At 61.7% G+C, this 15,584-nt stretch carries 12 protein-coding genes and 1 pseudogene; 7 read left to right on the forward strand and 6 right to left on the reverse strand.

The window, feature by feature from the left end; all coding sequences use genetic code 11:
• Nucleotide 1 precedes the first annotated feature (1 nt).
• The 5 genes from JQ627_RS33745 (at nucleotide 2) to JQ627_RS33765 (ending at nucleotide 5,953) form a co-directional block, all read left to right on the forward strand.
• A complete protein-coding gene (locus tag JQ627_RS33745) occupies nucleotides 2–1,153 on the forward strand; it encodes a branched-chain amino acid ABC transporter permease (protein WP_212488673.1) in 1,152 nt (383 codons plus the stop codon).
• A complete protein-coding gene (locus tag JQ627_RS33750) occupies nucleotides 1,150–1,908 on the forward strand; it encodes an ABC transporter ATP-binding protein (protein ID WP_212488674.1) in 759 nt (252 codons plus the stop codon). Before JQ627_RS33745 ends, JQ627_RS33750 begins: the two co-directional genes overlap by 4 nt.
• Nucleotides 1,909–1,911: 3 nt before the next feature.
• Complete coding sequence (locus JQ627_RS33755) at nucleotides 1,912–2,700, forward strand: ABC transporter ATP-binding protein (RefSeq protein WP_212488675.1); 789 nt, start codon at nucleotides 1,912–1,914, stop codon at nucleotides 2,698–2,700.
• Nucleotides 2,701–2,832: 132 nt separating this feature from the next.
• The gene (locus JQ627_RS33760) at nucleotides 2,833–4,671 is read left to right on the forward strand and encodes a long-chain fatty acid--CoA ligase (protein WP_212488676.1); all 1,839 of its coding nucleotides are present in this window, start codon (nucleotides 2,833–2,835) and stop codon (nucleotides 4,669–4,671) included.
• An 82-nt stretch (nucleotides 4,672–4,753) separates the two neighbouring features.
• The gene (locus JQ627_RS33765) at nucleotides 4,754–5,953 is read left to right on the forward strand and encodes an ABC transporter substrate-binding protein (RefSeq protein ID WP_212488677.1); all 1,200 of its coding nucleotides are present in this window, start codon (nucleotides 4,754–4,756) and stop codon (nucleotides 5,951–5,953) included.
• A gap of 175 nt (nucleotides 5,954–6,128) precedes the next feature.
• On the opposite strand, the gene JQ627_RS33770 is transcribed toward JQ627_RS33765, so the two are convergent.
• Complete coding sequence (locus JQ627_RS33770) at nucleotides 6,129–7,253, reverse strand: lysozyme inhibitor LprI family protein (RefSeq protein WP_212488678.1); 1,125 nt, start codon at nucleotides 7,251–7,253, stop codon at nucleotides 6,129–6,131.
• 456 nt (nucleotides 7,254–7,709) lie between these two features.
• On the opposite strand from JQ627_RS33770, the gene JQ627_RS33775 reads away from it, so the two are divergent.
• Nucleotides 7,710–8,372 carry a hydrolase gene (locus tag JQ627_RS33775; protein WP_212488679.1) on the forward strand — a complete coding sequence of 221 codons (663 nt, stop codon included), beginning with the start codon at nucleotides 7,710–7,712 and terminating at the stop codon, nucleotides 8,370–8,372.
• Between the two features lie 1,119 nt (nucleotides 8,373–9,491).
• Here the strand turns inward: JQ627_RS33775 and JQ627_RS33780 are convergent.
• A pseudogene (locus JQ627_RS33780) lies at nucleotides 9,492–9,770 on the reverse strand (chromate transporter); the annotation flags it as partial.
• A 275-nt stretch (nucleotides 9,771–10,045) separates the two neighbouring features.
• Here JQ627_RS33780 and JQ627_RS33785 point away from each other — a divergent pair.
• Entirely contained in the window at nucleotides 10,046–11,377 is a 1,332-nt protein-coding gene (locus JQ627_RS33785; RefSeq protein WP_249143615.1) for a multicopper oxidase family protein, read from the forward strand.
• A gap of 639 nt (nucleotides 11,378–12,016) precedes the next feature.
• Here JQ627_RS33785 and JQ627_RS33790 read toward each other — a convergent pair.
• From JQ627_RS33790 to JQ627_RS33805, 4 genes are all read right to left on the reverse strand, one after another.
• On the reverse strand, nucleotides 12,017–12,835 hold the full coding sequence (locus JQ627_RS33790; protein ID WP_212488681.1) for a BA14K family protein: 819 nt from the start codon (nucleotides 12,833–12,835) through the stop codon (nucleotides 12,017–12,019).
• A gap of 254 nt (nucleotides 12,836–13,089) precedes the next feature.
• A complete protein-coding gene (locus tag JQ627_RS33795) occupies nucleotides 13,090–13,884 on the reverse strand; it encodes a class I SAM-dependent methyltransferase (RefSeq protein ID WP_212488682.1) in 795 nt (264 codons plus the stop codon).
• 535 nt (nucleotides 13,885–14,419) lie between these two features.
• Entirely contained in the window at nucleotides 14,420–14,908 is a 489-nt protein-coding gene (locus tag JQ627_RS33800; RefSeq protein ID WP_212488683.1) for an AAA family ATPase, read from the reverse strand.
• Nucleotides 14,909–14,966: 58 nt separating this feature from the next.
• A complete protein-coding gene (locus JQ627_RS33805; RefSeq protein WP_212488684.1) occupies nucleotides 14,967–15,581 on the reverse strand; it encodes a lipopolysaccharide assembly protein LapB in 615 nt (204 codons plus the stop codon).
• Between the last annotated feature and the right edge of the window lie 3 nt (nucleotides 15,582–15,584).

Genomic DNA, 15,584 nt, shown 5'->3' on the forward strand with positions numbered 1-15,584 from the left:
CATGCGCTTCCTGTTCAAGACCAGCTACGAAGACGACATCAAGCTGTTTCCGCATTTGGGCTATTTCGTCTCCTACGGCATCCTGCTCGCGCTGCTGCTGATCGCGCCCTATGTGCTCTCCAGCTATCTGATGAGCCAGCTCGTCTTCGTCTGCATCTACGCGACGGTTGGCGTCGGCCTTCTGATCCTGACCGGTTTTACCGGGCAGGCCTCGCTCGGCCACGCCGCGTTCCTCGCGATCGGCGCTTACACCGCGGCGTACTTGCAGAAATACAACGTGCCGTTCCCGGCCTACTTCCTCGCCGCCGGCGCCCTGACCGGGTTGATCGGCGCGATGGTCGGCTTTCCCGCCTTGCGCCTGACCGGCATCTACCTCGTCATCGCCACCATCTCCTTTGCCCTGATCGTCGAGGAGATCCTGGCGCGCTGGGAGAGTGTCACCAACGGCAACGAGGGCATGCGGGTCAAGACGCTGTCGCTGCTCGGCGTCACGGTCCCGCGCGACAGCCCGACCTTCTATTTCCTCTGCCTCGCCGTGCTGGTCTTGACCATCGTCGGCACGCTCAATCTGCTGCGCTCGCCGACGGGGCGCGCCTTCGTCGCGATCCGCGACAGCGAGACCGCGGCGCGCAGCATGGGCGTCAATGTCGCGCTGTACAAGGTGAAGTCGTTTGCCATCTCGGCGGCGATCACCGGCTTTGCCGGCGTGCTGTTCGCGCACAAGCTCTCCTTCATCTCGCCGGAGATGTTCACGCTCCAGCTCTCGATCGAGTTCATCATCGTGGTCCTGATCGGCGGCACCTTCAGCCTGCACGGCGCGGTGCTCGGCGCGATCTTCATCGTGATGATCGACCCGTTCCTGACCTATCTGAAGGACGACATGCCCGGCATCATCGCCGGCATTGCCGCGACGTTCGGGGCGGGCCCGGCGACTGCGGGCAATATCCAGTCCAAGGTCGCGGCGTTCGCCTCGCTCAACGGATTGAAGGGTGCGATCTACGGCATCATCATCGTGCTGTTCGTGCTGTTCGAGCCGCTCGGGCTCTACGGCCGCTGGCTCAAGATCAAGCTCTTCTTCCAGCTGTTTCCGCTCTACAAGCGCGCCACTTTCAAGCGGCAGAAGATCTACGTGAAGTCGGAGCGCAACCGATGAGCTATTTTCGCGCGGAAAACCTGTCGCTGCATTTCGGAGGGCTGAAGGCGGTCGATGCGGTATCCTTCGCGGTCGAGAAGGGCGAGATCCTCTCGATCATCGGACCGAACGGCGCCGGCAAGAGCTCGATCTTCAACCTGATCTCGCGGATCTACCGGCCGACCTCGGGCCGCATCTTCTTCGAGGACCAGGACATCACGGAGCAGCCGCCCTACGACATCGCAAAGCTCGGCATCGCCCGCACCTTCCAGAACATCGAGCTGTTCGAGAACGCGACCGTGCTCTCCAACCTCCTGGTCGGCCGCCACCGTCATTCGACCACCCGGCTCTGGCAGGAGCTGCTGTTCCTGCCGAGCGTGCGGGCGAACGAGAAGGTGCATCGCCGCAGGGTCGAGCAGGTGATCGAGTTCCTCGATCTCGAACCCTATCGCGACAAGCTGATCTCGGGCCTGCCCTACGGCGTGCGCAAGGTCATCGAGCTGGCGCGCGCACTGTGCTCGGAGCCGAAACTGATCCTGCTCGACGAGCCGTCCTCCGGCCTGAATGTCGAGGAGACCGGCGACATGTCGTTCTGGATCCGCGACATGAAGAACGAGCTCGGCGTCACCGTGCTGATGGTCGAACACGACATGTCGCTGGTCAACCGCGTCTCCGATCGCGTCATTGCGCTGAACTATGGCCGGGTGCTGGCGATGGGGTCGCCCGCCGAGGTGCAGCAGCATCCCGATGTCGTCGCCGCGTATCTGGGAGCCTGACGCATGGACGCCGCCGTCACGCCCGATATCATCCTGAAGCTCTCCAACATCGAGAGCTATTACGGGCCGATCATGGCGATCCGCGGCATCTCGCTGGAGGTGCCGCGTGGCCGCATCGTCACCCTGCTCGGCGCCAACGGCGCCGGCAAGACCACGGTGCTGAAGACGATCTCGGGCATTCTCGATCCGCAGAAGGGCGCGATCGAATTCATGGGCAAGTCGATCCAGCGCATGGAGGCGGACCGGATCGTGCGGCTGGGCCTCAGCCATGTGCCGGAGGGGCGCGAGGTGTTCCCGTTCCTCTCGGTGCGCGAGAACCTGATGATGGGGGCGTATCCGCGCAGGGATCGCGATGGCGTTGCGGAGGATCTGGAGCGCGTCTACGGTTATTTCCCGCGGCTGAAGGAGCGCATCAACCAGCCGGCCGGCCAGCTATCCGGCGGCGAGCAGCAGATGCTCGCGATTGGCCGCGCGCTGATGAACCGGCCGACGCTGCTGCTGCTCGACGAGCCCTCGCTAGGCCTGTCGCCGATCCTTGTGAAGGAAATCTTCACGATCATCCGCCGCGTCAACGAGGAGCAGGGCATGTCGATCCTGCTGGTCGAGCAGAATGCCAAAGTAGCGCTGGAGACGGCGCATTACGGTTATGTGCTGGAGATCGGCCGCGTCGTGATGAACGACAGCTGCGACCGCTTGATGCATTCCCAGGACATCCAGGAATTCTACCTTGGCGCCAGGGAAGCGGGCGCACGAGGCGAGCGGCGCTGGAAAAAGAAGAAGACTTGGCGCTGAAGACTTGGCGCTGAAGGCTTGGCGCTGAAGACTTGGTGCCAGGGGAAGGCGTTATATGGATTGGCCCGTCCGCAACAACAGACCGCCGGCAAGGCAGGCAGCGGAAGGAGAAGCGACAAGGAGGAGACGTGCATGGCCCGACCGGCGGTGCTGACGGTCGCTGATACGATCGCGAAGAGCTTCTTGCGCGCCGCCGAGACGCGGGGCGACAGGCCGGCGATCCGCGAGAAGAAATTCGGCATCTGGCAGCCGACCAGCTGGCGCGAATGGCTGGAGATTTCGAAGGAGATCGCCTACGCGCTTCACGCCTCCGGCTTTCTGCCCGGCGACGTCGCGTCCATCATCGCCAATGCCGTACCGGAATGGGTTCATGCCGACATGGGCATTTTGTGCGCCGGCGGTGTTTCCTCCGGAATCTATCCGACCGATGCATCGTCCCAGGTCGAATATCTGGTCAACGATTCCCGGACCAAAGTGATCTTCGCCGAGGACGACGAGCAACTCGACAAGGTGCTTGCCTGCCGCGCGCGCTGTTCGTCCCTGCAAAAGATCATCGTGTTCGACATGGAGGGCCTCAGCGGCTTCTTCGACGACATGGTGATGTCGCTCGACGAGTTCCGCGCGCTCGGCCGCAACCACATGGTCGGCCGCGAGGCGCTGTGGCAGGAGATGATCGACAGCCGCAGCGCCGGCGACCTCGCGGTGCTGGTCTACACCTCGGGCACGACAGGTCCGCCCAAGGGCGCGATGCATGCCAACCGCAGCATCACGCACCAGATGCGGCATGCCAACGACTTCATCTCGGCGCGGGAGGACGAAGACCGGCTGATCTTCCTGCCGCTCTGCCACGTCGCCGAGCGGGTGGCCGGCTACTACATCTCGGTCGCACTCGGCTCGGTGATGAATTTCGCCGAGAGCCCGGAGACGGTGCCGGACAATCTGCGCGAGGTGCAGCCGACCGTCTTCTTTGCGGTGCCCCGCATCTGGGAGAAGTTCTATTCCTCGGTCACGATCGCGCTGAAGGACGCGACGCCGTTCCAGCAATGGGTCTACCGCCGCGCCATCGGCGTCGGTCTCCGCATGACGGATTGCCGGCTCGAGGGAAAGACGCCGCCGCTTCCGCTTCGGATCGCCAACCGCCTCGCGTATCGGCTGGTGTTCCGCAACATCCGCCGCCTGCTCGGGCTCGATCGGTGCCGCATCGCGTTCACCGGTGCGGCACCGATCGCGCCGGATTTAATCCGCTGGTATCTCGCGCTCGGCATCGACATGCACGAGGTCTATGGCCAGACCGAGAATTGCGGCGTCGCGACCATGATGCCGGCGGAGCGCATCAAGCTCGGCTCGGTCGGCACCGCCGTGTCCTGGGGCGAGGTCGCGCTGTCGCCCGATGGTGAGATCCTGATCAAGGGCGACTTCCTGTTCATGGGCTATCTGAATCAGCCCGAGAAGACCGCCGAGACCATCGACCAACGCGGCTGGCTGCACACCGGCGACGTCGGCACCATCGACAACGAAGGCTTTGTCCGCATCACCGACCGGATGAAGGACATCATCATCACCTCCGGCGGAAAGAACGTCACGCCGTCCGAGATCGAGAACCAGCTCAAATTCTCGCCCTACATCTCGGATGCCGTGGTGATCGGCGACAAGCGGCCGTATCTCACCTGCCTCGTGATGATCGACCAGGAGAATGTCGAGAAATTCGCCCAGGACCACGACATCCCCTTCACCAATTATGCGAGCCTGTGCCGCGCGGCGGAGATCCAGGACCTGATCTGGCGCGAGATCGAAGGGGTCAACGGCAATTTCGCCCGCGTCGAGACCATCAAGAGATTTTACCTGATCGAGCGCCAGCTGACCCCGGAGGACGAGGAGCTGACGCCGACCATGAAGCTGAAGCGCGGCTTCGTGAACAAGCGCTACGCCGCCGAGATCGAGACGATGTATCGCCAGCGCGCGGTGGCGTGACGAGCCTGCCAGTTCGAGAAAGCGAAGGAGCTGTGGCCCCCGCCCTTCGTGCCATACGGGCCCCCAAGGAGAGGAGACGTCAATGTCGAAATCGTTCAGCCCGTTCGGCCTTGCTGTGAGTGCCGTGGTGCTCACCAGTCTGCCGGCCGCGGCGCAAACCAAGGTCACCAATGAAGGCATCTCGGCATCCGAGATCGTCATCGGCACGCATCAGGATCTGTCCGGTCCGATCAAGGGCTGGGGCGTGCCGGTCGCAAACGGCATGAAGATGGCGACCGAGGAGGTCAATGCGGCGGGCGGCATCAATGGCCGCAAGATCAAGCTGGTCGTCGAGGACAGCGGCTACGATCCCAAGAAGGCCGTGCTGGCGTCGCAAAAGCTGATCGAGCGCGACAAGATCTTCGCGATGGTGGGGCCGATGGGATCGCCGACCGTGCTCGCCGCGCAGGACATCCTGTTCGACGCCGGCGTGCTGCAGCTCTTCCCGCTGACGGCGGCCGAGTTCACCTTCAAGTTCGATCCGGCCAAGCCGCAGGAACGGCTGAAGTTCAACAATCTGCTGCCCTATGTCGAGAGCACGCGGGCGGCGCTGAAATACATGATGGAGTGGAAGAAATTCCAGAAGCCCTGCATCATGCACCAGGACGACGAGTACGGAAAGAACGTGCTCGACGGCTTCAACCAGCAGCTCACTGCGATGAAGATCCAACCGGCCTCGGTGACGAGCTACAAGCGTGGCGCGTCGGACTTCAGTGCGCAGGTCGCCAAGATGAAGTCGGACGGCTGCGATCTCGTCGTGCTCGGCACCATCCTTCGCGAGACGATCGGCGCGATGACGGAGGCCAAGAAGCTCGGTTGGGACGTCACCTTCCTGGGCGCCTCGCCGACCAACGTGCAGGAAGTGCCAACGTTGGGCAAGGACTCTGTTGAAGGACTCTATGCAGCGAGCCTCTTCGAGATTCCCTACGAGGACAGCGCCAAGGGCAAGGTGAAGGACTGGCTGGTCAACTACAAGAAGATGTTCAACTCCGACGCCAACACGCAGGCGATCATTGGCTACAACGCGATGATGACCTTCGCCTTCTATGCCGACAAGGCGGGCAAGGATCTGACCGGACAGAAGATGCTGGACTCGCTGGAGTCGGGAGAGAAATTCCTCGACATCTTCAACTCGCCGCCGACCAAGTTCTCCAAGACCGACCATCTCGCCAACACCATCACCCAGGTGCAGCAGGTCAAGGGTGGCCGCTGGGTGCTGGTGAAGGACAATCTGATGTTTTGATCGGGCTTACCCTCCCCTGGAGGGGGAGGGTCGATGGCGCAAAGCGCGAGCGGGGTGGGGTGATCTCTCAACACGGGCAGCGCGCGATGTGAAGAGACCGTCACCCCACCCCGCTACGCATTCCGCTTCGCTACATGCGTAACGACCCTCCCCCTCCAGGGGAGGGTAAGAGCCGCTACGACCCCCCGACCGCCGTCCCCGAATTCACCGGCGTGAGCTCGTCTTCCCGGCAGCGCCAGCCGTCGGCGGCTTTCACGAAGGCGAAGGTCCGCTGGATTCTCAGGCGGCGCGTGACGTTGAAGGCCTCGCCGGATCGCTCCTTGTTGCCGACGCCGGGCTGCGGACTGCCTGTCCTGGGGTCCCAGCAGGTGCCGGTGCAGGTGGAAGCGACCTTGCTGCACATGCTGAAGGGCGCCAGCACGACCATCTCGATCTCGCCCGTGACCTGCGCCTCCTGGTCGGTCACCTGGCTGTCGAGCGCGTAGACGCGGTTGATGCGGAGGAAATTGCCGCACGAATTGGCGGCGTGAATCCGCGCGGCGCAGAAATCGACGGCATCGGTGTCGGGCGAGCGGGCCGCGACCTGCCGGCCGAACACTTTCTTCGGATCGCCCTTGGCGGCAGCGATCTCCTCGGTCTTGCGCTTCAGATGGTCGGCGAGACAATCTTCCGCGGACGAAAGCTCGGCAAGCGGCACGTTCTCCTTGCCGACGAGGTTGCACTTGCGATCGCGCTCCCTGGTCCAACGGCCGTATTCGGCGAAGGCAAAGCGTGCCGCAGTCGGGTCCAGCCTGCCGATCAGGCCGAGCACCTGGCGGTTGAGCTCGGTTTCGGTGAGCGCCAGCGACGGGTCCGCGCAGATCAGCGCGCCCGCGGCCGTGTTGGCCGCGAGACAGTCGAAATCGGGATCGCGCACGATTGCGGCGCGCTCTTCGGTGACCTTGAGAAGGCACGCCTTCACGCGATCGAAATCGTCGGTGCGGATCGCGGTCTGGCCGACGATGCCGCAACCGAGGTTGCGCTGTCGGATCCAGATCGCATTCTCCTCGATCGCGGGCAGGCGATCGGGCAGGCGGGCGAGCCGCGCCTCGATCGCCGTGCCGAGCTTCTCGGCAGCAGCGGCCAGCTCGGCGTCACCGCAGAGCAATTGATTGCCGGGATCGCGGATCTGCTGGCAGTTGTTCCTGGCAAACAGCGGCAGTCTGTCGGCGATGGAGCGGTCGGATGGGCCCGATTGCGCGGAGCCTGGTGCCGCCGGCAATACCAGCAGCGCAAGCACAGACAGCACGATGAACCGCATTCCAGTCGCCCCCGCATGGAAGACGCCATGCTAGCGTCCCGGATCGCGCGGCGAAACCGCTTTGTGGCGGGTGGTTGTGCGAGTCAGGTAGCCCGGATGGAGCCAACGGGTCGGCGCAGAGCGCCGCCCGATGACAGGCTCCGCGTAATCCGGGGCCGGTGCTAGTGGTTAGGGTGCGTACTCATAAAGTCGGTTGCTGCGAGGCGGCCACCTGATGCCTGCTTCGCTCCCAACAGCGGCGCAGGAGCGGACATCGCGGCACTTCGCCTTCGGGCCAAAACCGGACTCATGCGGTACAGCAAAACGCCTTGGCCGCATTCGTTTTCAAATGCCGCCTTTATGAGAATGGCGATCGGAATCCCTAGAATTCCTATGCCTTAAAGAATACTCCGTCGCTTCTGGTCAGGCTATCCGCCGAACGCGGGAAGACACATTACGCCTAGAAAGGGCTCCGAAGTGAACATCAAAGCAGTCGCTAAGCCGGCCCGCACCCTTCTTAGCCCGAATGATCACGCGTTGATCCTGATCGACCACCAGTCGCAAATGGCATTCAATACCAAGTCGATTGACATCACTACTCTGCGTGCGAATGTCGCGATGCTCGCTCGCGCGGCAAAAGGCTTCAGGGTTCCGACGATCGTCACGACGATTTCGAAGGATACCTTCGCGGGTCCGCTGTTCAGTGAAATCGCGGATGTCTTTCCGAACGCGGAGGTCATCGACCGCACGACCTCGAACGGCTGGGAAGACGAGGATCTCATCCGCCGCGTCAACGCCATCGGCAAGGACCGCTTGGTTATGTGCGGCCTGTGGACCTCCGTCTGTTGCAATGGTCCCGTGCTGTCGGCACTCGAGCAAGGCTATGAAGTTTATGTCGTCACGGATGCGTGCGGCGACTGCACGATTGAGGCGCATGAGCGGGCGATCGCGCGCATGACACAGGCTGGTGCACGTCCGATAACGTCGCTGGCCTATCTCTTGGAGCTGCAGCGGGACTGGGCGCGTCTTGAGACCTACGAGCTCACTGTCGGCATCGCCAAGCAGTACGGCGGCCCGTTTGGCGTGGGCCTCCAGTACGCTAAGACAATGTTCGAAACCCATGGGGGCCAGAAGGGCTAATTTGCAGAGGGTCTCGCCCGACACGGCAGAGGATTCCCATCCAGCAACTCTTGTGTCGCGTATTCTGAGAACAGAACGAGGTCCGATATGGGTCAGAAGCTACCTTCATACGGACGTAGGGTTCATTAGCGGGGGCTTTTGAACGGCTTCGCCCTCGCGCATCGAGCTTTGATCACCGTCGACCTTTCGAACGCGCCGTCTGGACTGCCAGGCATCTGGCGTCAGGCTTGTGGTGCATATGAAGATGGCGCTCCGGCGTGAGTACCAAAACACCATCGCCCCGATCCTCACCGCCCCAAAAACAGCGCCGCGCCACCCAGGCAACAGCCCTCAACAAGACTTCGGCGGCTGTAGATGATTATTCTTTGCCGCCACAATTGGTTTTCGGTTCGCCCGGCAAAACCCAGCTGCGGTCAGGAGAAAGATCTTCCAAAAGCGAACATGGCGGGAACGACAGGCACAGAGCGATTACTTGCTGTTGCCGTGCCCTTACGGGCATTGATCGCGGCACCCTCGCGTAGGGACCAGCAGCACCAAATTGAACTTCGTTAGAAAATTGACCGTCTTGACCTGGTTCAGGATGCTATTCGGCGCACAAAATTTTCGATGCGGACTCACACGATTTGACTTGGCTCAATGCGCACCATGCCGAATCGTAGATTGTTTCAATGCGAAAGCGGACAGCCGCGATGGGGCTCGATACTCAGTCCGCTTTCGATCGCTCGCGTGCGTCTCGGGCCGGTAAGCACTGATGTCGGTGGATGCGGATAACCTTCAGTCAACTGTGCGCTACGCTTTGTTGACGACGCGAGCTACCACTGTTTGTCCATTTCATCCGGATGTGATCATCCGCGTCGGCGACGACGGTGCCGAGACCCATGCTTATTATCGCGCCCGGCACATCGTCAAAAGCGATGGCACGTGCTGGGACCATGACGATCTGATGGACGAGATTTCGCGCCAACTTGTGCATGCGGCCGATGGCGAGTGCCCCCGGTGTACACAACTCCCCGGTCGTCGTAACTGAAGCCAACAGGCCACATCGGGCGTGCAGCAAGAGACCGCCCGAAGGCGTTCTCGCATTCGGGAGAGAAGGCGTTCTGTCAAATACAACTTGCCGGTCCAGGCGACGAGCGCGCCCAGGTAACCGGCCCACATCAGCCCGATCGAGAAGCCGACCTGGCTGCTGGCCGGGCCGGGCAGGAATTGGCATAGGCCGACGAGATCGGCGTACGCGTGCTCGTCGATCCACTTCCGCCGCACGACGAACTCGTCGCGGAAATAGCCGATGTGGGCGATCGGACCGCCGAAGCACGTCAGTCCCAACTTGAGGAAGATCAGGAGCACTTCGGCTGGCGAGCTCGAAGCCGTTTTTCCCTCAATCCTCTCTAACGTCATGACTTTCCCTTCGCCCCCGGTTCGCCGGCTGCCGTTCTAGGGGCGGCTCTCTCGTGGGTTCCTGAAAAAGCGGGGCCGCCGAACTCAATTTCTTTTGTTGGCATGGACTTGTCGCCCGTCTGTCGCGGAGCAATTGACCGGTGCTACTCCATGGCGTCGGACGGAGAGGTAGAGCGATGACGACGATCCATCGACGTGGAGACGGCCTTCGGATATCACCGCTCGTCAGTCGAAGAACACTGCTTCGCGGCGCACAAGCCGGTGCATTGTCGCTGATGACGGCCAGGGCCCTCCCACTCGTTCGTGCGCAGACGCTGAACAAGACGGCCGTCCACAAGATCAGGATCGCGCCGGTCTCGCTCGAGATCGCGCCCGGAAAGATCATCAAGACCACCGCGTACAACGGGACCGTTCCCGGGCCGGCGCTACGGGTCAAGGAAGGTCAGCCGGTTCGGATCGAGGTTACAAACGATTCCGGTTACCCCAATCTGATCCACTCGCACGGCCTGATGATTCCATCGCAGCAGGATGGAGCCACGGAAGAAGGCTCGCCGATCATCGAGCCCGGCAAATCCTTGACGTACGAATACGTCGCGAAGCCGGCGGGGACACGCTGGTACCACAGCCACGCAATGGCCATGACCGATCTGAACAAGAGCACCTATACGGGCGAGTTCGGATTCCTCATCGTGGAGCCAGCCGGCGGCGAGCCCGGCGACTACGACCGCGAGGTGTTGCTTGCCGCCCATCACTGGGACGGCCACTGGGTGAGCATGCAGGATATCAAGAAGGGACCGCCGCCGGACAACGGACTGGAGGTCATGTATCACGCCGCGACCCTCGGCGATCGCATGCTCGGTCACGGAGAGCCGATCCGCGTACGCGAGGGGGAACGCGTGCTGTTCCGGGTGCTCAACGCGAGCGGCAATATGGGCATCTCGCTGGCGTTACCGGGCCATCGCTTCAAGGTGCTGGCGCTGGACGGCAATCCGGTCCCGACCTCCGCGACGGTCGATATCCTGAAACTCGACGTCGCCGAGCGCGCAGACGTGATCGTGGAGATGAACAATCCGGGAGTCTGGGTTTTCGGCTCGACGGAGGACGAGGACCGCAACATGGGGATGGGCGTGGTCGTCGAATACGCCGGTCGCAGCGGCGAACCGACCTGGGCGCCGGCGACATCCAAATGGGACTACACCGCGTTCGGGCGTCCCGATGTGGCGGCCACCGCACCTGACGAGACGATCGGACTGAAGTTCGAGAAGATCCCCGGCGGGAGAGGCGGCTACAATCGCTGGACCATCAACGGAGAATCCTGGCCGGACACGAATCCGCTTTTCACCGTCGTCAGGGGCAAGCGGTACCGCCTGGTGCTGAACAACGACAGCGGCGACGAGCACCCCGTACACCTGCATCGCCACTCGTTCGAGATCACGAAGGTCGGCGCTAAGCTGACGTCCGGAGTGATCAAGGACACGATCAGCATGCCCAGATACTCGACGGCCGAGGTCGATTTCGTCGCCGAGGATCCCGGACCGACCTTATTCCATTGCCATCACCAAGACCACATGGACGAAGGCTTCGCTGGGCTGATCACCTACGCATGACGCGGCCGGCTATTTCTTGATGGCCTCGCCGGTGAACTCGAGCACACGCAGCTTCACTAGCGCCAATCCGCGCTTGCCGAGCGCCGTTGCCCGGTAGAAGGTGCGCGCGTACGCGGGGTAGCTGATGGCCCAATGCAAACGGGCAGGTCTGAGCTCGCCGGCTTCCTCCCTCCCTCATCGAGCACAAAACGGGCGACCGTCGGACCGACGACTAAACCACTGGGATCAGCCTTCACTGCCCAGTTGCAGGTCCCCGTTTGATGCGCGCTTGCGATCAAAGAGATAACACCGCCGACTAAGGCCCTTCCCAAGGTAGCCATTAAGGCCGCTGGCACTCGGGCTCCATAGCGGGCGGTGTCTGGTCAAGGCTAGTGACGGAAGGAGGCGATGGCAAGATCAACGACGACGAGCGCAGCATCAGGTGAGTCTGGAGCGCCTTGGCCGCGTCCCACGGTGGCGCATCCAAACGTCGCGCTCTTCGTCCGTCGTCAGGATCACGGCATGGCCTTCGGGTGGATCGACAAGACGACACGTTCGGTGACATCGTCAGGAAGCCGCAGCAGCCGCGTGAGGGCGGCTGCATCTCGCTGCCCATAGCGGCAGGTCAGCTAGACTTGTTGCCGAAACACCGCCCCGCATTTATGGGCAGGAACGCCGCCGTCCGTCATAGCCCATGTAAGTTCCGGATGCCGGATCGTAGGTCTGAAAGTGCTGGCAGCCGTAGCCCCCGCGCGGTTTGTGTTCAACGCGAGCTGGATCGCCTGGTTTAATTGCCGATTTCCTGTTCTCCGTGGCCACGTCCGGTTGACCTGCGGTCTGGGCGGGGTTCACGAAGGCGGCGTAGCTGTTTGCCCAGGCAGGCAAGGAGACACCGGGCCTCTCTTCCACAACGGCAGGTTTCTGTTCCATGGAGCGCCGCACGTCCGCCAGTTCTGTTGCAAGCGCTTCGGCCCTGTCGTGCTCCTGCTGCAGAGACTGCCACAGTACCGCCGTCGCGCTGTCGACCGCTTGGCTGAACTGGTGCGCCTCACCGTTGGGCATCGACAGCAGTTTCCCGACGTACCGCCATGCCTTCACAAGTTCTTTTTCGAGCGCCTCAGCCCTGGCGTGCTCTTGTTGCAGAGACTGCCGCAGTTCCGCTGTCGCGCTGTCGACCGCCTGCTTGAGCTGCTTCGCCTCGTCGTCCTTCGACAATGGCGTCTGTTGCGCCATGACCGGCGGGACGATCGTGATGAGCTTAGATAACTCCTGCTGAGTGGCGTATCGCGCCACATAGGCGACGACGTCGGCGTTGAGACAGAACCCGATGAGTGCCGCCGCGACGAGGGTTCGGGCGATCCAGGAAATTGCAAATCCCCGCCGCGCGTGTGACGCCTCGAGGATGACGACGTTTGGTGCGATCTTAAACGTATGGCGCATGTAAACCACCGCCGGGTTATCAGGCCATTGCTTCTTCACTTCGCCGGAAGCCTAATCCCGCCCGTTGTGCGCCTCAAGTTTGGTGTTACTCCTCGGTGATAGTTCCGGCTGCACGCGGCGATGCGCCGCCCCGAGCGGGAGAGGCAAGCCGCTACCGATTGCGGTGGACAACGTGCCGGACACAACGGAGGCCCCCGCGTTGACGCGCTCGCGTCAAGGTCGATGATGGGACGCTTGGTCGACTGCGGATGCGTTGCGCAGGATGGCTGATGGGCACGCAGTGCCGGGTGCGTTTATTTTCGAGTTCCAATCGTACAGAGATAGTCGCGCGGCATGGCTAACCCGACCGGCGAGCGGTGCTTCTCATGCATCGCGATGAAGTCTCGCTGAAGTGCCGTGCGCCTTTCAGGGGCGAGCGACGCGGCCAGCGTTTTTGTCGGACCATAGCCAGTCACAAATATGTCCCATACCGTTTGGCCGCTCGGCATGCGGAGTACCGTGGTGCCAGGTTCAAAGGCCAGATCGAATGTATCGCCAAGCAATTCCCGAACGCGGGCTTCCCGGCCCCACGCGAATGGCGAAGGAGGAGGATTGTCAGGCGGTGGCGGCATGTATGGCCGCATTGTCTGGAATATTTCTTCAACCGCGCTGCCAGGCAGCCAAGTGACCAGCCCCAGTCGCCCGCCCTTGCGCGTGACACGTGCCAACTCGGCAGCCGCAGCCTCGGGGCGCGAGACGAACATGACACCGAACGTCGAAGTCACACAGTCAAAGCTTTGATCCGGAAATTCCAGCGCTTCGGCATCGCCGACCTTGAAGTCGATCTCCGGTTCAATCAGTTTCGCCGCCTCGATAACGCCTTCACCAATATCGATACCAGTCACCTTTGCGCCTCGATTAGATAACCGCCGCGCAGTCCAGCCCGTGCCTGTCGCAACGTCAAGAATGCGCTCTCCCGGTTGCGGCCAGATTCGATTCACGACGTGATCAATGGCGTCCGCTATGCTTTGGCTCACGGTATCGTAGGACGCGCCGCCGGAGCCCCAAGTCGCGGCGGATTTGAGGTTATGAGCAAGAATTTGCGCCATGAAATTTACTCCTCGATCTCGATGGAATAATCAGCTCAGTCGCTTGAGCCCGGCGTGACGAGACATTGGCACGCAGGACGAACCTCAACCACAGTTTACAAATCGGTTGCGGCACAATGTCTCAGTTCAAGGTAGACCGCCTACCGCGATGATATGAGCGCGCGTCCGAAACAGATGCATGTCCTCTGCAACTGCAACCACGGATTTCTCGCGCCAGATATTCTCGATAGGTTCGGTCGCGCGGTCCCCGCACAAATCTACGCTCTCCACAGGACCCTTACCACCGGCCCCAGCTTGCGGAGGGCGGACGTCGGCTTTTGGGGTTAAAGCAAAAATCTTTCGCTCGATCAGAGTATTTCCGGGTTTGACCCGAAGCGGGCTCTAGCTGCAGCTCGTTAAAGCGGAGATGCACTTCTTCGTGTTACGCCACTAGGTTTGTCAGCACACGCCCGTCTGACGAAGCGTAACCCACCAATCGAAATTACGGTGACAGTCATTTAACTCGTCGCGACCAACAGCGTAAATAGGTACACTGTCACTGCGATATTCGAAGAATCTCATCGACGATTGAAGTAATCGGCCTAGTTGTGTCGATCTCGTAGTCAGCAGACTCCCTTAACAGAGGCTCGATGGTCGAGATCAGATGGCAAACCTTCTGCCGCTCCTCCGCGATTTGTCCGTAGCCGCCGGATCGCATCGTGAGCCGCTCCATGATTGTTGCGGCCGGAGCAGAGAGAAGAATTATGGCATCGATCATGGAAAAAAGTCGGCGCATGTTTTCGGCACAGCCGCTAATGAACAACGTCCCGTCTCCTGGCTGGGACAGGAGCGCGCGGACGCGATCTTCTCGCCAGGCCCAGTCCTTTCCTTGAGCTGGAGTCAGCATGTCTGCGGGATCAGTGTCGACCCATTGAGACCATTCGGGTGTGTCGAGGTCGTAAGCCTGATGACCTCGCGCAACCAACCCTTCGATCACGGACGATTTCCCCGTTCCAGACATGCCCGTAATCAAGACGCGCTTCATACATTTTCCTCGCCCTGAAGGAGTCGGCAGGTAGCGTCGAGCTCCGACCGCCGCTGTCCTAATAAACCAGGCTAGTGCCGGGCGACTTCTGTAGAGCGGCGGCCAACGACCGGTACTCCTCGCAGCCAGTCCCGCAAATGGATGCAATCCGGCCGAGGTGATAGAGCGCTTGCTCGCGGTTGCCCCGCTCGAGCTGCCACAGTCCATAATACTGCCACGTCAGCACGTGGTTCGGATCGGCCTTGAGTGCGCGCTCGTACCAGACCTGCGACTGCTCGTAGTCACCGAGCTTGCGGTAGGAGTAGCCGATGAGGTTGGCAACGTTTGGATGGTCGTCGTGGCCGAGCGTCTTTAACTGCTCAATCGCAGAGGCATAGTCAGTGCGGTCGTAGACCGCCGAATATGCTGCTCGGTACCCATGAGCAAAGGCGGGGTCGTCGAACAGGGACTGCTTGGCTTTTTTGGCCCTGGGCGCGTGAGTGGCCTTGTTGCCCGACCGATTCGGGTATGACGAAGGCGGATAAGCGGAGCGTTGCCCCCTCCCGCCATAGTCTGCCTCACTGCCACCTGGCTCAGTGCCCGGGGCCGCAACAGCCGGAGTGACCGAGAACGCAGCGATCAGCGCAATCGAACACGTCGCCAGCGTCGCAATCCTGATTATCAAGTTGGCCATGGA

Origin of the sequence: Bradyrhizobium liaoningense (assembly GCF_018130785.1) — a bacterium.
Taxonomy (GTDB): domain Bacteria; phylum Pseudomonadota; class Alphaproteobacteria; order Rhizobiales; family Xanthobacteraceae; genus Bradyrhizobium; species Bradyrhizobium liaoningense_A.